This window comes from Bdellovibrio sp. ZAP7 (assembly GCF_006874645.1).
Taxonomy (GTDB): Bacteria; Bdellovibrionota; Bdellovibrionia; order Bdellovibrionales; family Bdellovibrionaceae; genus Bdellovibrio.
Map to the genome: position 1 here is coordinate 2414222 of NZ_CP030082.1, position 21201 is coordinate 2435422.

The following is a 21201-nucleotide window of genomic DNA, read 5'->3' on the forward strand; positions in this document are numbered from 1 at the left end:
GCTGCCAAACGTCAGTCCACAACTAATGAATTTCAGAATTCCAATCTGATTCATGCGGAGTTTCTTGCCCGCCTTTCTCCAAATACTGAACTTTCAATGCCAAGAATTTTTCACCCAACTGCATGCGCTCCTGAGGTTCAGAGTTCTTTCTGAACTCTGGTAAAAGATCCTCTTCCTCTTCTTCAATATGATGCTCGACCAATTCGGCGAGCACTTTGATTTTTGCTCCGATCTCATCTGGATCTTCAGTGCGCATAATCTCTTCACAAAGTTGATCGGCCAGTTGATGCTCAACATCTCCTTCAAACCCATCTTCGCGAAGTTCCTCATTGCCTTTCATATATACGTAAAGACTTTGTTCTTCGGGTTTTGCGTGGCAGACTAAAAGTGGAGCGAACTCCGCGAAAGCATCTTCACGAGCTTCCAGATCTTTATCCGAGTCCTTCATAATTTTAATCAGCTCTTTTAGTGGTTTATGATCTTCCAAAATCATTTCGACGATGTCGTCTTGTTTTGAAAACTCTTTGCCACCCGACCATTGATTACCTTGCTGTTGCTGATGTTGTGCCATGGAATATTCCCCCTTGCTGAGTGTGATCTATTTTTTACCATCGGATTTCGTACGATTGTGAGTTGTCGCCTGTGAATGATTGACGAGCGTTTCCCTCACATCCGCGCCCTGATTTTCCGTGCGGAATTCCTCCCCTTCGATCTGAGATTGTATGATCTTCTCTCTCAGAGCGGGGCCTCGTACTGTGGTAGGTCGCTGTCCTTTGCTTGAGTTTGAATTTTTCATAAATGTCTCCTTGGTCCACAGTATAACGCCGGCATGGCTGCAGAAAATTTGAAAGTGATTGTTTTTAGTCACTCGCCTAAGGGCTGTAAAGCCATCGTGTAGATGTTGCTTGAAACAGGACTTCTCTGAAAGAATAGATGAATGGAAGATTTTGAAACCGTCCCATCGATTCCGTCCCCACTAGAAACAATGCAAACGCTGGGGTTTGACTACAGTGTGGGCGCCCTTGTTGCCGCAACCCTTTTCGGAATCATCGGGATCTGGCTGTTTCGCAAAGGTCGTCGCGAGGCCCACCTTCCTAACGTCGCTGTCGGGGTTGGACTGATGGTCTACCCTCTTTTCGTCACAAGCACCCTTTACACCTGGGTCGTTGGGACTTTGCTGTGCGGCATTGCCTATTATTATTGGCCTTAATCAAATAAACGCCTTTCTCACTTTGACGCCAGACAAGATTGAAACTTTACATATGTATCAGTTACTGATACATTAATGTCGCTTTCGTTATTCGTTATTCGTTATTTACCAACAAAGGAACATTTCAATGAATCTGTTTTATTCTCCAGGCGCATGTGCCCTTGCTTCCCAAATCGCTCTTCGTGAAGCCGGCTTGAACTTTGAACTCGTTAAAGTAGATCTAAAAGCGAAAGAATATTCTGGCGGCGACTATAAAAAAATTAATCCAAAGGGTTACATTCCGGCTCTGCAACTGCCTAACGGTCACTTGATGACTGAGGGCGCGGTGATCTTGCAATGGATCGCTGACCAGGTTCCAGATAAAAACCTTCTTCCAAAGTACGGGACAATGGAGCGCTATAAAGCTATGGAGTGGTTAAACTTCATTGCGACAGAAATCCATAAGGGATTGGGTTCATTGTTCGGTGGCGCCGTCATGAATGAAGAAACAAAAGAGCAAATCAAAGGCAAAGTTCAATTGCGCTTGGCAGTTTTGGATCAACATCTTCAGCAAAATCCATTTATTTTGGGCGAGACCTTCTCTGTAGCTGATGCTTACGCCTACAACGTTCTTCGTTGGACAGGCTTGGTTGGTGTGGATATCGCTCACCATAAAGCTTTGCAAAACTTCATCAGCAAAATGGCTGACCGTCCGACAGTAAAAGAAGCTGTTGCCGCAGAAGGTATTCGTCTTTAATTAAAAAGAGCGCAGGCAACTGCGCTCTTTTTTCCCAAGTTTTTCAAACCGGATCAATGTCTTGGATTCTTCTCGATCTCGATATTGATATTTTTCTGATTCCAATCTTCTTTTTGATCGAAATCCATATCATCCGGTTCTAATTCGTCAGTGTTGAAATCTTCGTTTTGCGAAGTTGCCTGTTTAATCTGACGAGCGTCTTGTTTAGGAGCTTCTTTTCCGGCAGGCTGCACAGTGCTTTTATCTGCGCCCGTTTCTAGTTCGTCTTCCTGCTTCCAGTTTTTGTTTTTCTGATTCTGATTTAAGTTCTGACTTGGACCGCTTTGTTGATTTTGGGTAGCCATAAAAACCTCCTGCGCCTTTAACAGCACGTGTTCGGTCATCATATACCCAAAAAAAAATGAGGACTGTTTTTGCAGTCCTCATTTCAAGGCCATGGGCCAATTAATTTCAATATAAAAAGCTATGGACTAGTAACCGCGACCGTCATTGCGACGTTGCTCACGTTGCTTTTTTAATGACATCGTAAATGGACCGCCACAGATATTTTCTGTTCCGTTGTCTCTTAAAACGATCGCACCAGATTTTTTACGACGTGGCGATGCCGGGTTGATTTCAACTTGCAAAGTATTGCTGCGAGCTCCTTGCAGTTCATAGCCCTGTTCATTCACCAAACGAGTCTGGTTGATAGTGAAGGTACCTGCATTTACCGTGTATGTTCCCGAACCAAACATAAGACAGTTTCTCATACAGCGGTAGTCCGCACTGACTTCCTGAGCATAAGAACCATCCTGGTTAAACGAAAAAGCAATGCTTGTTCCAACGATGCGATCCGTTGCCCAATCATTATCGCAACGAACAGTTGCAGTGTATGTCCCTGGCTCGAGCGCACTTTGATTAGGGTAAACACCACCACTATTCGGCGGATACTGATTTTGATCATAAGGACCAATTACAGTGGGCTGCGGATAAACGGCGTTATCAGGATTACCACCGCCGCCACCGGAATTACCAGTACAAGCAACCATGGCTACCGATACGATCATCAAAGAAAAAACAGACTTCATAGTATTCATAAATTTTCTCCGCAGTTAGCGACGTTGAGTGCCGCCGTCTTTAGTCAAATATAATTCCATTGGGCCACCGCACATATTGTTGCTGCCTTTATCGACCAGAACAATCAAACCTGATTTTCTGGAAGTGATCGGGCTGAACTTGCGAGTGTAGGTGTTATTACGAACACCTTGAACGATCGCACGGTTGCTAGAAACAATTTGGCGTTGGTTGAAGGTCATACCTTCAGCAGATGAAAGGAACGTGCCCTCACCGCGCAGATAACAATCTTGTCTGCAGCGTCTTTCAAGACTTACGATTTCTTGAAGATAGCTGCCGTTACGTTTCAAAGTGAATTTCATCGCCACATCGGGAAGATTTTGAGTCGCTATTTCATCGGCACAATTAACAGCAACACTGTAAGTGCCCGGTTCATCAGCCATTTGATATCCACCGTATGGCGCGCCGGATTGGTCTGACGGAGTGACTACTTGCTCTGCGGTATTGCCGTTATTATCATTGGATTTTGAGTCACAACCAACAACAGCTAAAGTCACAACCATCACCGAAACTAATGATTTGAATGTGTTCACAGCGCGCTCCGATTATTAGGTAGAGAGACAACACGCGCAATTTATACCATACAATGTAAAAAGCCTCAGGGTTCCCTGAGGCTCTTTGCAATGCTTTCCTGATTGTACAAACTTTGGACAGGTCAGCCCTGCTCCAAAGGCCTTTAAAGCGCTTTAATCGTTTTACGGATCCAAGTGAGCTGAGACTTCACATAAACCGAGCCACCTATGTAACCGCAGGGATCCTTTTCAATGCCTTCTACAAACGAATTGATCCCAGCTACCTGCATTTCATTTCCCACCTGACAAAGACCGGTCCCCCCAGAATCGCCACTGCAAGTTCCGTTATGAGGCTGCTGGATAATGAGCAGATTGCCACTGCGAATGCTGACGTCATCCATGTCCTTCGTAGTCATACGCAGATATCCAGCATCGTCACCATTGGAACTGGTAATACAATATCCAACCAAGGTCACAGTGTCTGAAGTGACCTCTTTGGGCGTGGTAATCATCATGTGCCTTAAAAGAATTTGCGACGAGATATATCACAAAAACAAAAGAGCCTTGGAAATCCCAAGGCTCTTTGCAATGCTTATCGGAATGTAAAAAAATTTACCAGCCGACTTGCTGGCAATAGTTCGTTCTAACGATATAATTTAGAGCTGAGACCTGGGCTTTCAAACCCACTTGATCTTTTTCAACGTAAACGAAAGTTTTTCGGTCAACAGATTTGAACATCATGACGTTTTCGTCGGAGTTTTGGTAATCGTAATTGACTGTTTTAGTCACCAGCGTTTCGCCCTGACCGGTGATTTTCATGGTCATAGAATCACGACAATCTTGAATCAACGTGACTGTGTCTGCACCTTGAAGATCGCCTGAAGTAATCGGACAGCGGTAAATTCCCGATGCCATTGAAGTTGAAGTAGCAAGTAATACTGCGGCCGATAAAATCAAAGACTTCATACAAACTCCCTTTTTAAGATATCTATGAAGTCCATGGTGAGGGAAGAAGCGGCCTTACGCCACCCCTTCTGCGCCGTTACATTTATTTGATTACGGCAATGGATATGCAGACAATCGGTTGTCACCGCTTCGCTTAATATCTATCCTTAAATCACTAACAACCAAGGATTAAGCCATGCGCATCTCAACTTTGATTCTTTTAATTGCGACTTTTATGGGTGTTCCCGCGGGCGCGGCTGGCAACGAAGTTTCGGTAACAACTAAGGGCGATGACAAACTTAGTATTCCTGGTGTTGCAGAGGTTGAGATTCCAGAAAAGTGTTTTAAAGACAAAACCAAAATCACTCTAAATAAGACTGCTCTAAAAGAAGCCATCGAGGACTTTAATGCGCACTATGAAGGAAAAGACCGTGTTCCTTATGAAGTTCGTATTAATACAGGTAAAACTTTGCCGGAATGTGCATTTAAATTGAAAATGACCGTTCCGTCTGAGTTCGCAAAAAAGTCGACCGATAAAAATGCAGAACCTGCGCTGTATGGCCAAGAGTTCACGCGCACCGAAACGGAAACTTACGATATCTTTCAAGTGGTCACGGCCGACTTTGACGCAAAAAAGGAAACTTTATCTGGCGAGATCTCGCCTAGGCTTTTTACAAATGAAAGAACCAAAGACGATACCTATGAAGCGGTCTTTGTTATTTCCCAGGACTTAAAATTCATGCCGCCACAAGAAGATCTTCTGCCTTTGCCAAAATCAGAAGTTGCTAACGACGCTTATATCATCGCGGATGCACAGTTTGAACGCCAGGACTTTACTGCAGCCAATCCTCTGGATGAAAAACGAAACGACCTCCCCGTCACTTTTCACCGAATTAAAAGCGGCAAAGGGACCGTTATTGCTCTAAGAATATTCGATCCGATGGATACAACGACTGCCGACGACGAGATCTTTGAGAAAGTCACCATCTGGATGGAGCAATGGAAGTCAGGAACTTACACTTTCGGTAAAGACAAAATGACAGCCTTCTATGCGAGAGGTGGATCGGCTTGGCCAAAAGCTGAATGCGGCTATGTACTTGATAATGGCACCTTGAGAATCACGGAAGGTAGAGATGGAAAAACCGAAATTACAATCTCAACCGAAGTAAAATGCAACAATCCATTCCAAAAAGGGAACTTCAAAATCGCCAAGACTTTCAGCGCTAAAAAAATCACCGCAAAAGAAGTCACACCTTGGATTGGCAAAAAGGGCGAGCATATTTACGACGAAACCTACATCAGAAGAGGAGCCATGTAACCATGGCTCCGAAAAGCGCGGCTCGACCAGCCACCGAGGTTTAAGCGATAGGAAGTACATCCAAGTCTTTAGGTTTGATCTTGCGTAGGTCCTCCGGGATCGCTTTTAGAATCGCCTCACCCAAAGCATCGACTAGTTCACTCTTATAGTGTTCACGACGACATACTAAACCGATTTCACGGGCTGGAATGGGGCGTTCGAATTGCACGACCTGGCTGCGATCCCCCACGGTGTGGGTCGCGAGTTGTGGCAACAGAGTATATCCACCATAAAGATCGACCAAGTTTTTCAAAGTTTCCAACGAACCACTTTCGAACTTGTACTTACGTTCCGTACCCTTTTTCTTTTTGATGGAACACAAATCTAAAACCTGATTACGCAGGCAGTGACCTTCTTCAAGTAACCAAATGTCATCCATGGATAAGGAATGATATTTGATCTTTTTCTGTTGCGCATATTCATGGTTCTTATCGCATAAGACATAAAACGGTTCATAGTACAGCGGATACTCAAACATCCCTGCGATCTGCGTGGGAGTTGCTAGCACCCCCACGTCGATTTCATCCTTATTCAAAGCTTCGATAATTTGATCTGTCTGCATTTCTTTAATATTCAGCTCCAGATCTGGAAGCATCTCCACACAAACTGGCAAAAGTCGTGGCAATAAATATGGTGCAATCGTCGGAATGATCGCGACGGTCAAAGTCCCCTTACGAGAACCCTTCGTTCCCTCCAACAGAATCGATTCGATTTTGCGCGCCTCAAACAGGACCGTCTGCATTTGAGAAATAAGTTTCTTACCAGCGTCCGTCAGCAGAATAGGTTTTTTCGAGCGGTCAAAAATCACCACTCCCAGCTCATCTTCGAGCTTTTGAATTTGCATACTCAGAGTGGGCTGCGTCACGTGACAGGCCTCTGCGGCCTTCGCAAAGTGTCCATACTTATGGACAGCCATCACATATTCGAGCTGCGTCAAAGAAAAGTTCACCTTTAATTTCACCGTAAACCCCTTGTCTTATAAGGATTCTACGCCGATAGATAAAATCTATCAAGGTATATTTATAATCTATTTTACTAATGGATCCAGATCTTCTAGTCTAATCAAGTACCACAGTTATTGATCCGAAAGGGTCCACTATAAACACCGCTATTCTTAAGGAGAATACATGCAAACATTGATCAACACGCAAGTGCCTGACTTTAAAGTTCAAGCTTATCACCACAACGATTTCAAAACTGTTACTTCTAATGACATTAAAGGCAAATGGTCTATTTTCTTCTTCTACCCAGCTGACTTTACATTCGTGTGCCCTACTGAACTAGGTGACATGGCTGACAAATACGCTGACTTCCAAAAATTGGGCGTAGAAGTATACGGCGTATCTACTGACACTCACTTCACGCACAAAGCTTGGCATGATGCTTCTGATACAATCAAAAAAATCAAATACCCAATGTTGGCAGACCCTACATTCCAATTGACTCGCGCATTCGGCGTTCACATTGAAGAAGAAGGTTTGGCTTACCGTGGTACTTTCTTGGTAAACCCAGCTGGTAAAATCGTATTGGCTGAAGTTCAAGACAACGGTATCGGCCGTAACGCTGATGAATTGTTCCGTAAAGTTCAAGCGGCTCAATACATCGCTGCAAATCCAGGCGAAGTTTGCCCAGCTAAATGGACTCCAGGTAAATCTACTTTGAAACCTGGTTTGGACCTTGTTGGTAAAATTTAATTCTTAGATTTTTGAACGTTCTACTTCGACGCGAGTCGAAGTGTATAATTCGGCTGGTGCGGCGGCTCTCTCATCCGCACCAGCTCTCCATGCGACGATTTTAAAGGTTCTATTCAACTTTGGATGGCAGCTTTAAAGTCGTTTTTTATTAAAGGAGGCCACTCATGTTAGATCAATCACTCCGCGAACAGCTAGTCTCTGTATTCGGCAAACTTGAAAAGCCGGTCGAGCTCATCATCGATAACAGCCCCCACGAAGATCACAAAGACCTTCTTGAAATGTTGAATGATGTTGCTGAAACATCTCCAAATATTACTATTAAAGAGTCTGGCAACACTTCGCCAGTTCCAGCTTTCCAAATTGCTTATCAAGGCAAACCAACAGGAATTTCTTTTAAAGGTATTCCTGGCGGTCACGAATTCACTTCGTTGATCCTTGCTATCCTAAACACTGATGGCAAAGGTAAACTACTAGATAGTTTACTTGCAGACCGCGTAAAGCGTTTGAAAAAAGGCATCACCGTCCAGACGTTCATGTCTTTGACTTGTGAAAACTGCCCTGAAGTTGTTCAAGCTTTGAACTTGATCACCCTTGCTCATGGCAACATGAAGCATGAAGTGATCGACGGCGGCTATGTTCAAGATGAAGTTCAAAAATTGGGTATCCAGGGTGTGCCAAGCTTGGCTGGCAACGGAAAAATGTTTCACTCGGGTCGCATCAGCGTTTTGGACTTGATTGAAAAACTAGAAAAAACATACGGCATCGACGAGAACGCTTCGACGGAGCCTTCTGAACCCGTTAACAAAAACCTGGGTCACTTTGATGTCCTGGTTATTGGTGGCGGTCCCGCAGGAGCGTCAGCCGCGATCTATTCTGTTCGTAAAGGTTTAAGCACAGCTTTGATCACTGAGAAAATCGGTGGCCAAGTTCAAGAAACCAAAGGTATCGAAAACTTGATTGGTGTGACTTACACAGAAGGTCCTCAATTGGCAGCGCAATTGAATCAACACGTGGCAAGCTATCCAGTTCGCGTTTTGGAAAACCGCCGCGTGAAAACGATCAAAACTGAAGGCAAGATCAAAACGGTCGAGCTTGAAAGTGGCGAGCACTTGGTTGCGGATTCCATCATCGTCACAACGGGTGCAAAATGGCGTGAGCTTGGCGTTGAAGGGGAAAAAGAATATATGGGCCGTGGTGTGGCGTACTGCCCTCACTGTGATGGCCCATTCTATAAAGGTAAAAAAGTTGCGGTAATCGGCGGAGGAAATTCTGGCGTGGAAGCAGCAATTGACCTTGCGGGTATCGTGCGTGAAGTGGTTGTTATTGAATACAATAACGAACTTAAGGCGGATCGCATCCTGGTTGATAAACTTAAATCACTGCCAAACGTTTCTGTGATCACAGGAGCGAAAACTGAAAGAGTTCTAGGTGATGGCCAAAAGGTTCATCAATTGGAATACACAGATCGCACAGCTGGCAAACTTGAAAAGTTAGATCTTGATGGTGTATTCGTTCAAATCGGCTTAGTTCCCAACAGCCAATTCCTAAAAGGCACTGTGGAACTGACGAAGTTTGGTGAAATCATCACCGATGAGAAATGCCGCACGAATGTTAAAGGTATTTATGCTGCTGGTGATGTGACAACAACGCCATACAAGCAGATCGTGATCGCCATGGGCGAAGGCGCGAAAGCCGCTTTGGCGGCTTTCGAAGATCGCATGTACGATCACGCCTAAGCAATCGTCGACCTAACGTTTACGATTCGTAAAGTTATTACCTGCGAAAACTCAAGGTGCGGCAGTTTTGCCGCGCTTTGATTCTGAAGTTCTCTTAGTTTTTGCCGCACCTGCGGTAAAAGATTCCTATCAACCAAATAGGAGTCTTTATGAAAAAACTAATTCTTTCTCTGGTCGTCCTTTCTTTCGCCAGCGTCACTGCACAAGCTGCTGACACACTTAAATTCCACAACCTTGGTTTTTCTACGGATGGTAAATACTATTCATACGCGACATCGGCTGTTGGTGATGGGTCCGGTTACGGCTATGCGAATGTGTTTATCAAACAAGTGGACGAATACGATCGCGGAGAAATCTTGCGTGTCACGCGTGACACAGAAGTTGATAATGACAGACTGGCACTTAAACTCGCAATTCAATCTGTGAACTTCACAAGCTTTGGTGGACTTATCCCATATGGTATCCGAGGCGAAACTGTCACTCCCACGGCAGACAAAGAAATCACACTTAATACCTATAATGCAAAATACCGCCTCCAACTAAAAACACTTCCTGCGCGCTTTCCAAATCCAATGTGTAAAAATGACTGGGACATCGCGAGCAGTCGCCTTGAACTAGCAGTCACGAAAACAGATTCTAAAGGAAAAAGCGAAACTCAGGTTTTATTTTCCGACTATTCTGAACCAGGCGCTCGCATCTGCGCACAAAACTATAAAATTGCACAAGTCATCCGTCACGACGACAGACTGGTGCTGGTTATTTCCTATGACAGCCCGGGATTTGAAGGTATGGACCACGACTTCGTCGTTCTATCCACAAAACTGAACTAGTCCGCACACTCCTAGTCGGCTGACGCGGCATGCATCCTTGCATTTTGCCGCGAAGCCGACAAATATATCCCACCATGACTGAAACCACTGCCCCTCAAGCAAAACCTGAAAATAGCTGGCTGAACTTAATTTTTAACATTCTGTTGCCGGTTCTAATCCTGAACAAACTGACTAAGCATATCGGCCCACTGAATGCTTTGGTTTTGGCACTGGCTTTCCCGTTGATCTACGGCATCTACGATCTTTTGAAGCGCAAAAAGGTAAACGCGTTCTCTATCCTGGGATTATTGAACGTGGGTTTGACTGGTGGACTTGCGGTCATTGGAATTCACGGATTCTGGTTTGCGGTCAAAGAAGCCGCGTTCCCGTCTCTGGTAGGTCTTTTCGTCTTGGGATCTGCATTTACTAAAAAACCATTCATCGAAAGCCTGTTCCTAAACCCCGGCGTGATGAAAGTAGACTTGCTGGAAGAAAAATTAAAAGAGCACGGCAAACAAGCCGAGTTCCACGATCACATGAGAAAAGCAACAATGTGGCTCTCTCTCAGCTTCGCATTCAGTGCGGTGCTAAACTTCGTGTTGGCAAGAAAGATCTTCCTAGATATCGACTCAACATTGGCCGCCGATGCCCAATCCATAATCCTAAACGAACAAATCGCAAAAATGACCACATGGTCCATGGCCATCATCATGGTCCCATCCATGATCTTCCTATTGGGCATCTTCTGGTACCTAATGAAAGGCGTAAAAGAATACGCCGGCCTAAGCACCGACGAACTCCTAAAATCCTAAAAAAGGGAACTGTTACCTCTAAAAATCTCCGGATTCGAAATTTCCGGGAGGTGGAGGTGGCGGAGGGATAAATTCGCTGCCATTACTGAAATCACCAAAGCCCGTAGGCATTGGTGGAGGTGGTGGCGGTGGTACATCGCCAAAGTCCTCTGGGGACACGTTCGGTGCTGGCACGTAGCCATCGCTAAAGTCATCAAATGTTGGTGGAGGTGGAAATGAAGAGTTTCCTGGGTTGAAACTGCCGCTGCTTCCCCCGCCGCCGCGACCCGTTCCTGAACTGCCCACAGTCGAAGTTCCGAAGTGACGTTTGGCGAAATCAAAACGTGGACGTTCTTGATCAAGCCCCAACTCTTGCGCCAAAGTCGGTAGACCTTTCGCTTCGCGGTCCAAAGCCTGATTCTTTGCGGCTTGAGCTGAAAACGCCTTACGAGTCTCTTCGTAGGCTTGCTCTTCAGATTTTTTTTGCTTTTCCCAAGCGCGGTACTCGGGACTATTTTCGTCCATCACCGGTTCCGCTTTAGGTTTGTTCTTTTTGTAAGCAGCCAGATCGCGGTCTTTTTCAGACGCCCACTGCTCTTGTTCCTCGAGGTATGCGCGCTTGCCACCCTCGCGGGCTTCGTCGAAACGGCTGAACTTACTTTGATGCTCAGCAAAACCACGCAGACGTTCCTCTTCCGCATCCATAGCGTGAGCTACAACGGAGGAAAAACTGAGACCTAAAATAAGCAGTAAACAGCGAGGAGGTTTCATTCTTGACCCAGTCTATCAGGAGGCTCCCTTTTTTTTGAGCAAACAAAAAAAGATGCTCGACCTTTGTCCAATAACTTAATAACGTAGGCCCTTGCATCAAGGAGCATCAATGGACGCAATGCAGAGCATCGGAATCTTCGCCGCACAGACCTTTCTAATCCTCTTTGCTATTTTGGCGGTCATTATCGTGATCGCCATCCTTGCTGCCAAAGCGGGCCATAAAACAGAAGTTGAAGTAGAACTTTTGCATAAGAAATACAAAGGCTTCCGCAATCTCCTTAAAGCGCACACGGTTTCTAAATCTGAGCGCAAAGAACTTAAGAAAAAACTTAAAGCAGAACGTAAAGCTCACGATGCAAAGTCTCATGCTGTGGAGAAAAAAATCTTCGTTGTAGACTTTGAAGGCGACGTGAAAGCTTCTGCGGTTGAGAACCTGCGTGAAGAGATCACGGCGGTCCTAACTATCGCCACTCCACAAGACGAAGTTGTCGTTCGCGTGGAAAGCCCGGGCGGCGTGGTTCACGGTTACGGCTTAGCGGCTTCCCAGCTTTTGCGTGTTCGTGAAAAAAACATTCCTCTGACTGTGTGCGTGGATAAGGTTGCTGCCTCGGGCGGTTACTTGATGTCTGTGACAGCTAACAAAATCCTGTGCGCACCTTTTGCGATCGTGGGCTCCATTGGCGTCGTCGCTCAGGTTCCAAACATCCACCGTGTTTTGAAAAAGCATGATGTGGATTTCAAAGAATACACTGCCGGCGAGTACAAACGCACCGTGAGTCTTTTGGGTGAGATCACTCCCAAAGGTGAAGAAAAATTCAAACAACAACTTGAGGACACGCATGTGTTGTTCAAGGGTTTCGTGGGCAAATTCCGTCCACAACTTAATTTAGAAGAAGTGGCCACAGGCGAATACTGGTATGGCGAGCAAGCTATCGGTAAAGGTTTGGTGGATGAAATTCGCACGAGCGATGATTACTTGATGACGTTGGCCGACCAACACCAAGTGATCAAAGTGAAGTACGAACATAAACAGTCTATCGGCGATAAACTGACAGGGATTTTAGGGAAAGCCATGAAAAAGGCAGCCCTTTCCATCGTTGAAGAACTAGAAACACGTCGTTTCCTTTAAAGAGGTACATAGATAGTGCAAGAAACTCCTGTTATCGAAGTCAAAAATCTTGAAACGACCTTCGTCACGAAGGCTGGCCCCTTCAAGGCCGTTAACAACATTTCTTATTCAATCAACAAAGGCCAAACTATGGGCATCGTCGGGGAATCTGGTTGCGGTAAATCCGTAACTTCTTATTCCCTGATGCGTTTGATTGAAAGACCCGGAACCGTCACTGGTGGTCAGGTATTGCTAAACGGTCGCGATCTTTTAAAAATCAATGAATCGCAAATGGAAGAAGTTCGCGGTGGCGAGATGGCCATGATCTTCCAAGAGCCGATGACAGCTTTGAATCCCGTTCTTACGATCGGTCGTCAAATGGACGAACAGATCATGCGCCATAAAAAGTGCACTCAAAAAGAATCTAAAGAACGCGCCATTGAAATGTTGCGCCTGGTAGGCATTCCCTCCCCTGGCGAACGCTATAACTCCTATCCGCACCAACTTTCGGGCGGTATGAGACAGCGTGCGATGATTGCGATGGCTTTGTCTTGTGATCCTATGTTCTTGATCGCCGATGAACCGACGACAGCTTTGGACGTAACAATCCAAGCGCAGATTTTGGAATTGATCCAGGGTCTGCAACAAAAATTTAATATGACTGTGCAATTCATCACTCATGACCTGGGCGTGATCTCTGAGATCTCGGACCGTGTGATGGTGATGTACGGCGGTCAATTCTGTGAACAAGCTGATACTCAAGAGTTGTTCCTAAATCCACGTCACCCCTACACGGCGGCTTTGATTGCGTCCCGTCCAAAATTTGGCGAGCGTGTGGCAAGACTCAGAACCATCGAAGGCTCTGTTCCCGCTCCTCACGAGTTGCCTAAGGGCTGCCCGTTCACAAATCGCTGCCCGCGTGCCGTGAACGAATGTGCGGTTCTAAAACCACCTGTTGTTGAATTTAAACCTGGCCACACTGTGGCTTGCTTTAACCCGGTAGCCTAAGGAGTGATGCAGATGAACGAAATCATTCTAGATGCCAAAAATATCAAAAAGCACTTCCCGATCAAAAAAGGTTTTTTGATGCGCGAAGTGGCTTCTGTTAAAGCCGTTGATGGTGTTTCTTTGGTCGTACGCAAAGGTGAAACTTTGGGTCTGGTTGGGGAATCCGGTTGCGGTAAATCCACACTGGGTCGCACGCTGATTCGCCTTTACGAACCCACAGCAGGTTCGATCCATTTTGAAGGTCAAGATTTCTTAAAATTATCTGGTGAACAGCTTCGTAAAAAACGTCGCGACATGCAGATGATCTTCCAAGATCCATTTGCTTCTTTGGACCCGCGCATGACTGTGGGGCAAGCGATCCGCCAGCCGATGGACATCCACAACGTGGGCACCATGGAAGAGCGTGAAAAACGCGTTTTGGAATTAATCGAAATCGTGGGTCTTAGAAAATCCACAGTGAATCGCTACCCGCATGAATTCTCTGGCGGGCAACGTCAGCGTATTTCTATCGCGCGCGCGATCGCTTTGAATCCTGAACTTATTATTTGTGACGAACCGGTTTCAGCGCTCGACGTTTCCATTCAAGCTCAGATCTTGAACTTGCTGGAAGATCTGCAACAGAAATTGGGTCTGACTTATATCTTTATTTCTCATGATCTTTCAGTGATCGAACACATCTGTGACCGTATTGCTGTGATGTACTTGGGTAAGATCGTTGAAATCGCGGAACGCGATGAACTTTTCTCAAACCCACAACATCCCTACACTCAGGCGTTGATCGGTGCGATTCCACGTGTGGGTCACGGTAAGAAAATGATGAAGAAATCATTGGGTGGCGAAGTGCCAAGCCCGATCAATCCACCTTCAGGCTGTTCTTTCCATACACGCTGCCCCTATGTCATGGACGTTTGTAAGGAAAAGATCCCGGTTCTTGAAGGCGCTGGCACTCACCACAAAGCGTGCTGGTTGGAAAAAGCACCGCAGATGGCTCCGGCCTAGTTGGGCTGGTTGGACTCCGATTTTACCGGAGTAAACTGTGAACGAATTTGTTTTTAGGTATCAACAAGGAGAAACGAATGTTGAATAGACTTGCAAAAGGATTGTTGCTGGGAGCCGCTCTTGGAATGAGCGTACAAGCTGTGGCAGCTCCTTCTAATGCCGAATTGAAAATCGGTATTTCTCAGGAATTTGAAACTTTGAATCCAATCATCATGTCCATGTCGGCTTCTGCTTACATGTACCGTATGGTGGGTCGTTCATTGGTAAACCTGACTCCGGATGGAAAATGGGTTCCGCAATTGGCGAAAGAGATTCCTTCAATTGAAAAAGGCACTGCTAAAATCATCGACGATGGCGGCAAAAAGAAAATCGTAGCTAACTGGGAAATCATTGAAGGTGCTAAATGGGGCGACGGCAAACCAGTTATCTGTGCTGACTTCATCGCTTCTCAAAAAATTGCCACTTCTCCTAACGTAGCTGTTGGTGAAAAAGAGCAATGGACTCAAGTTGAAAAAATCGACGTTGATCCAAAAAATCCAAAAAAATGTACTTTCAAATATGACAAAGCGATCTGGAGCTTCTATCAACTGGCTCAGTTCTTCCCTGTGCCTGCACACTTGGAGCTAGCTGTATTTGAAAAACACGGCAAAGCTAAAGAAGGTTACGAAAAAAACTCTAACTATGTTCGTAATCCAACCAACCCAGGTCTTTACAGCGGTCCTTATGTGATCACTGAAGTGAAATTGGGTTCACACGTGGCTTTCGCACCAAATCCACATTTCTATGGTAAAAAACCAAACATCCAAAAAGTGATCGTTAAGTTGATTCCTAATACAGGAACAATGGAAGCGAACCTTCGCTCAGGCACTATTGATATGGTTTCTGTTCTTGGTTTGGATTTTGACCAGGCTTTGGCTTTCGAGAAAAAAGCAAAAGCTGAAGGTCTGCCATTCGACGTTCAGTTCGTTCCTTCAGTGACTTACGAACATATCGACTTGAACCTGGATAATCCGATCTTGAAAGATGTGAAAGTTCGTAAAGCACTTTTGTACTCGATCAACCGTGATGACCTGGTTAAAGCTTTGTTCGAAGGCCGCCAGGAAGTCGCTGTTCATAATGTATCCCCTAAAGATCCTTGGTTCACAAAAGATCCTAAAGTGATCACGACGTACGCTTACTCTAAGCGCACCGGTGGAAAATTGTTGGATGAAGCTGGTTGGAAAATGGGAGCGGATGGTTTCCGTTCAAAAGACGGCAAACGCCTTTCCTTGGTATTCCAAACAACTGCGGGTAACAAAACTCGTGAGTTGGTACAAGTTTACCTACAAAACCAATGGAAACAAAATGGTATCGAAGTTCTAGTTAAGAACGAACCGGCACGCGTATTCTTCGGCGATACAATGTCGAAACGTAAATTCGCGGGAATGGCGTTGTTTGCCTGGGTTTCTTCTCCGGAGAACTCCCCACGCTCGACTTTGTCTTCTAAAGCGATCCCATCCAATAAAAATGGTTGGTCAGGTCAGAACTACATGGGCTGGACAAATGCTCAAGTTGATAAAGATCTAGATGCTTTGGATCTGGAGTTTGATGCGAAAAAACGCACAGCTTTGGTGCACGATATGTTGAAACAATACACTGACGAAGTTCCTGTACTTCCGTTGTACTACCGCTCTGACATCTCTGTAGTTCCTAAGAATTTGAAAAACTACAAAATGTCTGGTCACCAGTTCTACGAAACTAACTATATCGAAGACTGGTCTTTGTAATTCGTATTTAAGAGAGGCTACCCATGACTACATTTATCACCCGTCGCATCTTGCAAACTCTCGCAGTGATAGCCGTGCTATCCTACGTGGTTTTTGTTCTGATGAGTTTAATGCCCGGAGATCCGGTAGACATGATGGTGGCCTCAAACCCCAAAATCACGGCTGAGGACGTTGCCCGCCTAAAAACTTTGTATGGGTTGGATCAACCAATCTATAAACGTTACGGCAACTGGATGGCGTCTTTAGTGACTGGCGACTTGGGTTACAGCCGTACTTATCGTGTACCCGTTCAGGAATTGATGGGCCCACGTCTGTGGAACACATTTATTCTTTCTGCAGCATCACTGTTTTTGTCGATCGTGATCGCGGTTCCACTGGGAGTGATTTCGGCTTTAAAACCAAACTCCAAAACTGACTATTTCATGAACTTCTTCTCGTTTGCGGGTATTTCGATACCCTCGTTCTGGCTGGCGATCGTTTTAATTATCGTCTTTGCCGTAAAAATTCCGCTGTTCCCGGCCGGAGGCACGCAAACTATTGGTGCTGAAAATATGGGATTCTGGGCTGACATTATGGATCGCGCGAAGTATCTGGTGCTGCCAGTGCTTTCATTGTCTATTCAGCAAATCGGTCGTTTCTCGCGCTTTACTCGTTCCGCAATGGCCGAGGCTATGCGCAATGACTTTATCCGTACAGCAAAAGCCAAAGGTCTTAACTACAAGACCGTGGTTTGGAAACATGCTTTCCGCAATGCTTTGATTCCTTTGATCACGATCCTGGCTTTGAGTATTTCCACTTTATTCTCGGGCGCTCTTTTGACGGAAACTGTTTTTGCTTACCAAGGTGTGGGCAAATTGGTTTACGACTCTATCATCGGTAACGACTATAACGTGGCGATGATTTCATTCGTTATTTCTGTGAGCATGGTTTTGTTAATGAACTTAGTGGCCGACATCCTTTACGGATTCGCAGATCCACGTATTGCTTACAAGTAGGTCGCAGATGTCAGGAAGTGAATTAACAATGAATAACATAGATATGTCGACAGCACTTACAGACAAAGACCGCGCAGACCTTGAAAAAGCGATGCCGATGTGGAAGATGATTCTTTCCCAGTTCTTGGACCACAAGTTGGCCGTGGCGGGATCGATCATCATCGCTTTATTCCTTCTGGTTGCGATCTTTGCAAATACAATTGAATCCATCACAGGTCTTGATCCCGATGCGCAAAATGTAGCAAATCGTTACGTCGCGCCATTCGAAACAACTCAAGCTGGTCCTGATGTTCGCGAAACTGAAATTGAAAAATTCATTTTAGCGAATCCGAACGAGGCTGACAAAATTCAAAAAGCCTTGGTTGAAAAAGGTTTGGTTTCTGTTCCTGAAGCCGATGCGATTTACGATGTGGGCTCAAAAGAAGTTCCAGAAGCTATCAAGATCTTTAAGTCCTTGGACATTCCGGAAACGAAAGGTTTGCTGAAAACCTTTGATGGCTTTAAGACTTTCCACTTTTTCGGAACAGATGAATTGGGCCGCGATGTTTTCATCCGCCTGGTTTATGGAACTCGCGTTTCCATGGGTGTGGGTGTTTTGGTTGCCATCGCATCTGCGTTGGTGGGCCTATTGATCGGCAGTATTGCTGGCTACTATGGTGGTTGGATTGATACCGCATTGATGCGTGTAACGGATGCTTTGTTAAGTCTTCCGACTATTCCGGTTTTGATCGTCATGGCAGCTATCGACTTTACTAAAATCCCAGTTTTAAATGCCATCGTCAGCACCCAGAATGAATCTATCTTTAAGATGATCATCATCCTGTGCTTGTTCTCGTGGATGACGGTTGCACGCTTGGTGCGTGGAAGTATTTTGTCGTTGCGTGAGCGCGAGTTCATCTTGGCAGCAAGAACTTTGGGTGCAAAAGACAGCACGATCATCATCCGCCACATGTTCCCGAACGTGATCGCGCCCATGTTAGTGTCGATCACTTTGGGTGTCGGCGAATCCATCTTATTCGAAGCCGCCCTTTCCTTCTTAGGCTTAGGTATCATGCCCCCAACACCAAGCTGGGGTAACATGCTTAACAACGCCCAAGAGTTGATCTACCAAGCTCCGTTCCTAGCGATCTTGCCAGGTATCTTGATCTTGCTGACAACGATCAGCTTCAACTACCTGGGCGACGGCCTCCAAGACGCCATCGATCCAAAATCAGTTCGCAGATAGTTTCTCAAACTAAGCAAAATAGCAAAAAGCCACTCCGAAAGAGTGGCTTTTTTTATTCCCCGCAAATGCAGATGGACGAGGCTTGAAGAGCGAACCACCTGCCAATTTGCTGTACAGCCGTGAAAAAACCACCCACTCCCTCTCTCGTCCTGCAATCCAATTGAGCACGAATAGGCACGGAACTTGGAATAGCAACTCCTAGATTTTCCATGGGAGTCTTTATGAAAACTGTCTTGTCTTTTGTTTTCACAATTCTATTCGCTAATAACACCTTCGCGGCGGCGAACTCAACACCAGCTTCTGGTGAGGTCATGTGCCGTGCGAAAGCGAAAGAAATCGCTGCTTCCACCTACTCTGGCTGTATGGATGAGTACAATACAGCGCAGGTAAAATCGATCCGCGAGGCCTATCAAAAAGACCTGGCAGCCGTAAAAGCTAAGTACGATAAAAAGCTTAAGGCTCTTAAAAAAGGCTCTTCAAATGTGAATGCGAATAACACTGCAAATGCTGCTAAACCGGCTAAGGGCTTGGCTAAGGAGCTTCCTGCGAAGTCAGTGAGCCAATCTGAGACTGCTCCAGTGAACATGAACACCTCTGACGAGAATGCCGTCGTAGCTAATCAGTCTTCAGACGCGGCGCTAGAAAATGAGGCCGCTTTATCCGACCAAAACGAATTAAATGAGACTACAGCCCAATAATCCCTAGTCTTGGATTGATTTTCCTCCCTGAGCAGTCTAAAACGTGTAGACTGATTAAAACCTCTGGGAGGAGCCTTTCAATGGGTGAGTTTAGCGTTACACATCTTCTGTTACTTGGTCTGATCTTCTTGATCTTTTTTGGACCAAGCCGTCTGCCACAACTAGGTCAATCTTTGGGTAAAGCCATCCGCGGATTCAAACAAGGCTTGAACGAGATTGACGTTGATGCAAAAGACATCAAAGACAACGTAAACAACCAACAAGTTTCTCACCAACAACAACAAGGCCAACAAGTTAACCAAACTCAAAGCCAAAAAGATCCGCACAACACTTAGTTGTGTGATTCTTTGGAATCGGGAGATTTAAAATGGGTTCATTAAGCCTGACACATCTTCTTCTAATCGCTCTAGTTTTCTTGGTCTTCTTTGGTCCAAGCAAATTGCCTCAATTGGGTTCTTCTTTGGGTCAAGCCATCCGTGGCTTCAAAAAAGGTTTGAACGAAATTGATGCTGACGAAAAAGTGGCGCCACAACAGGTGTCCCACCAACAAAATCAAGGTCAGCAAATGAATCAAACGCAAACAAACAAAGAGCCTCATAACTCTTAGTTGTTTTCGAAAAATTAGATTTAATAAAAAGCCTTCTGGAAAACCACGAAGGCTTTTTTGTTTTCGAAGTGCATCCGTCTCCGCACGCCTCATCCCCTTGGTTTTTTCGAAGATTTTCGTTTTTGGTAATTCAACTTTGCTTTGTCCTGATCACGCAAAACAGTTCATCTCCACTTCGGTAACTGAGTGGGACAATCGAATATCCTAACGTACTCGCAAGATTCACTGCCGCTCCGGTTGCTGCATGCATCAAACAGATTGTGACAGTTTACCTCCGCTTCGGTAACTGTGTGCGTTGGTCCGGCCGAATTTACGCATACGCCGAACAGCTTTAAATCAAAAATCAACAGAAGGCATTTTGAATCGGATTCAAACTTTGGGAGCAAGGGTATCGCTGATGATAGATTGAGCGCCGTTTGCCAGCAACTCATCAGCGCGGAATTGTTCATTCACGGTCCAGAAGCTTACGGGGATTCCGCGCTTAACAAATTTGCGCAGATCTTCTGTACTTACAAAACGATGATCCAAATGCAGAATATTCGCGTGAATATACGGAGCTAGGACTAACAATTTCAAATACCAGCGGTTTGCGGGATCTTTTTCTTTCGTCGCTAATAAAGCCCGGGGAACTTTTGGCAAAAGCCTATAAAGTTCACGAATAGCCAAGGGATTGAAACTTGAAAATAAGATGCGAGAGGCTGATTCCGTTTCGTGAATCACGCGCACGACTTTCGCTTCCAAACTGCGATCGGTGGATTTGTTGGTCTTTAATTCAATATTCAAGAACGGCGGCACATCTTTACTTAACAAAACTTCACGCAAGGTTGGAATATTCGCAATGCGCTCAAGCTCTGCCGCAGTTACGTCTGCCACGCGTCTGGTATCGCCGATGATTCGCTTTAGATCATCATCATGAAAGACCACCACATGGCCGTCCTTCGACAAGCGCACGTCCATCTCGACCATTTGCCAGCCGCGCTCTTTCGCTGCCTTAAAGGAAGCTAAAGAGTTTTCCTGAGCGCCGCCCTTCCAGTATCCACGATGACCTTGATATGGTGGAGGTTTCACTCCCCCTTCTGGCCACGGGTCTGCTTTCCACAGGAAATGCTTATAAAACAGAA

Annotated in this window: 25 protein-coding genes; 16 read left to right on the forward strand and 9 right to left on the reverse strand. The window is 45.5% G+C overall.

The genetic code is table 11. The annotated features are described in order from the left end of the window. Window positions 1–22: 22 nt before the first annotated feature. Window positions 23–571 (reverse strand): hemerythrin domain-containing protein, encoded by a 549-nt coding sequence (locus DOM22_RS11660; protein WP_142700543.1) that lies wholly within the window; start codon window positions 569–571, stop codon window positions 23–25. 366 nt (window positions 572–937) lie between these two features. Here DOM22_RS11660 and DOM22_RS11670 point away from each other — a divergent pair, with 366 nt between their 5' ends. Then, a complete protein-coding gene (locus tag DOM22_RS11670; protein WP_142700545.1) occupies window positions 938–1210 on the forward strand; it encodes a hypothetical protein in 273 nt (90 codons plus the stop codon). A gap of 127 nt (window positions 1211–1337) precedes the next feature. After that, window positions 1338–1946 carry a glutathione transferase GstA gene (gene gstA, locus DOM22_RS11675; RefSeq protein ID WP_142700546.1) on the forward strand — a complete coding sequence of 203 codons (609 nt, stop codon included), beginning with the start codon at window positions 1338–1340 and terminating at the stop codon, window positions 1944–1946. 53 nt (window positions 1947–1999) lie between these two features. Here the strand turns inward: gstA and DOM22_RS11680 are convergent, their stop codons facing one another. The 5 genes from DOM22_RS11680 to DOM22_RS11700 form a co-directional block, all read right to left on the reverse strand. Beyond that, window positions 2000–2290, reverse strand: coding sequence for a hypothetical protein (locus DOM22_RS11680; protein ID WP_142700547.1), 291 nt, complete (start codon window positions 2288–2290; stop codon window positions 2000–2002). Window positions 2291–2416: 126 nt separating this feature from the next. Then, the gene (locus DOM22_RS11685; RefSeq protein WP_142700548.1) at window positions 2417–3022 is read right to left on the reverse strand and encodes a hypothetical protein; all 606 of its coding nucleotides are present in this window, start codon (window positions 3020–3022) and stop codon (window positions 2417–2419) included. A 15-nt stretch (window positions 3023–3037) separates the two neighbouring features. Continuing rightward, complete coding sequence (locus DOM22_RS11690) at window positions 3038–3592, reverse strand: hypothetical protein (RefSeq protein ID WP_142700549.1); 555 nt, start codon at window positions 3590–3592, stop codon at window positions 3038–3040. A gap of 143 nt (window positions 3593–3735) precedes the next feature. Continuing rightward, on the reverse strand, window positions 3736–4086 hold the full coding sequence (locus DOM22_RS11695; protein ID WP_142700550.1) for a trypsin-like serine protease: 351 nt from the start codon (window positions 4084–4086) through the stop codon (window positions 3736–3738). Between the two features lie 97 nt (window positions 4087–4183). Further along, on the reverse strand, window positions 4184–4537 hold the full coding sequence (locus DOM22_RS11700; RefSeq protein WP_142700551.1) for a hypothetical protein: 354 nt from the start codon (window positions 4535–4537) through the stop codon (window positions 4184–4186). A gap of 175 nt (window positions 4538–4712) precedes the next feature. Between DOM22_RS11700 and DOM22_RS11705 the strand changes: the two genes are divergently transcribed. Continuing rightward, the gene (locus DOM22_RS11705) at window positions 4713–5834 is read left to right on the forward strand and encodes a hypothetical protein (RefSeq protein WP_142700552.1); all 1122 of its coding nucleotides are present in this window, start codon (window positions 4713–4715) and stop codon (window positions 5832–5834) included. A 40-nt stretch (window positions 5835–5874) separates the two neighbouring features. On the opposite strand, the gene DOM22_RS11710 is transcribed toward DOM22_RS11705, so the two are convergent. Beyond that, on the reverse strand, window positions 5875–6834 hold the full coding sequence (locus tag DOM22_RS11710) for a hydrogen peroxide-inducible genes activator (protein ID WP_142700553.1): 960 nt from the start codon (window positions 6832–6834) through the stop codon (window positions 5875–5877). Between the two features lie 166 nt (window positions 6835–7000). Between DOM22_RS11710 and ahpC the strand changes: the two genes are divergently transcribed. The 4 genes from ahpC (at window position 7001) to DOM22_RS11730 (ending at window position 10924) form a co-directional block, all read left to right on the forward strand. Continuing rightward, complete coding sequence (ahpC, locus tag DOM22_RS11715; protein ID WP_142700554.1) at window positions 7001–7567, forward strand: alkyl hydroperoxide reductase subunit C; 567 nt, start codon at window positions 7001–7003, stop codon at window positions 7565–7567. Between the two features lie 164 nt (window positions 7568–7731). Continuing rightward, the gene (gene ahpF, locus DOM22_RS11720; RefSeq protein WP_142700555.1) at window positions 7732–9303 is read left to right on the forward strand and encodes an alkyl hydroperoxide reductase subunit F; all 1572 of its coding nucleotides are present in this window, start codon (window positions 7732–7734) and stop codon (window positions 9301–9303) included. Window positions 9304–9452: 149 nt separating this feature from the next. Further along, window positions 9453–10133: a DUF2259 domain-containing protein gene (locus DOM22_RS11725; RefSeq protein ID WP_142700556.1), complete on the forward strand. Its 681-nt coding sequence runs from the start codon at window positions 9453–9455 to the stop codon at window positions 10131–10133. A gap of 74 nt (window positions 10134–10207) precedes the next feature. Further along, a complete protein-coding gene (locus DOM22_RS11730; RefSeq protein WP_142700557.1) occupies window positions 10208–10924 on the forward strand; it encodes a VC0807 family protein in 717 nt (238 codons plus the stop codon). 18 nt (window positions 10925–10942) lie between these two features. On the opposite strand, the gene DOM22_RS11735 is transcribed toward DOM22_RS11730, so the two are convergent. Beyond that, window positions 10943–11674: a hypothetical protein gene (locus tag DOM22_RS11735; protein ID WP_142700558.1), complete on the reverse strand. Its 732-nt coding sequence runs from the start codon at window positions 11672–11674 to the stop codon at window positions 10943–10945. Window positions 11675–11783: 109 nt separating this feature from the next. Between DOM22_RS11735 and sohB the strand changes: the two genes are divergently transcribed. From sohB to DOM22_RS11780, 9 genes are all read left to right on the forward strand, one after another. Further along, a complete protein-coding gene (gene sohB / locus DOM22_RS11740; protein WP_142700559.1) occupies window positions 11784–12803 on the forward strand; it encodes a protease SohB in 1020 nt (339 codons plus the stop codon). Between the two features lie 15 nt (window positions 12804–12818). After that, window positions 12819–13790 carry an ABC transporter ATP-binding protein gene (locus tag DOM22_RS11745; RefSeq protein ID WP_142700560.1) on the forward strand — a complete coding sequence of 324 codons (972 nt, stop codon included), beginning with the start codon at window positions 12819–12821 and terminating at the stop codon, window positions 13788–13790. A 12-nt stretch (window positions 13791–13802) separates the two neighbouring features. Beyond that, window positions 13803–14789 (forward strand): ABC transporter ATP-binding protein, encoded by a 987-nt coding sequence (locus tag DOM22_RS11750; protein WP_142700561.1) that lies wholly within the window; start codon window positions 13803–13805, stop codon window positions 14787–14789. A 77-nt stretch (window positions 14790–14866) separates the two neighbouring features. After that, entirely contained in the window at window positions 14867–16555 is a 1689-nt protein-coding gene (locus DOM22_RS11755; RefSeq protein WP_142700562.1) for a peptide ABC transporter substrate-binding protein, read from the forward strand. A 23-nt stretch (window positions 16556–16578) separates the two neighbouring features. Beyond that, on the forward strand, window positions 16579–17550 hold the full coding sequence (locus DOM22_RS11760) for an ABC transporter permease (RefSeq protein ID WP_142700563.1): 972 nt from the start codon (window positions 16579–16581) through the stop codon (window positions 17548–17550). 28 nt (window positions 17551–17578) lie between these two features. Next, on the forward strand, window positions 17579–18775 hold the full coding sequence (locus DOM22_RS11765) for an ABC transporter permease (protein WP_246845604.1): 1197 nt from the start codon (window positions 17579–17581) through the stop codon (window positions 18773–18775). Between the two features lie 221 nt (window positions 18776–18996). Further along, the gene (locus tag DOM22_RS11770; protein ID WP_142700565.1) at window positions 18997–19473 is read left to right on the forward strand and encodes a hypothetical protein; all 477 of its coding nucleotides are present in this window, start codon (window positions 18997–18999) and stop codon (window positions 19471–19473) included. Window positions 19474–19553: 80 nt separating this feature from the next. Further along, window positions 19554–19808, forward strand: coding sequence for a twin-arginine translocase TatA/TatE family subunit (gene tatA, locus DOM22_RS11775; protein WP_142700566.1), 255 nt, complete (start codon window positions 19554–19556; stop codon window positions 19806–19808). Window positions 19809–19840: 32 nt separating this feature from the next. Then, window positions 19841–20080: a twin-arginine translocase TatA/TatE family subunit gene (locus DOM22_RS11780; RefSeq protein ID WP_142700567.1), complete on the forward strand. Its 240-nt coding sequence runs from the start codon at window positions 19841–19843 to the stop codon at window positions 20078–20080. Window positions 20081–20449: 369 nt separating this feature from the next. On the opposite strand, the gene DOM22_RS11785 is transcribed toward DOM22_RS11780, so the two are convergent. After that, window positions 20450–21148: a glycerophosphodiester phosphodiesterase gene (locus DOM22_RS11785; RefSeq protein ID WP_246845606.1), complete on the reverse strand. Its 699-nt coding sequence runs from the start codon at window positions 21146–21148 to the stop codon at window positions 20450–20452. Between the last annotated feature and the right edge of the window lie 53 nt (window positions 21149–21201).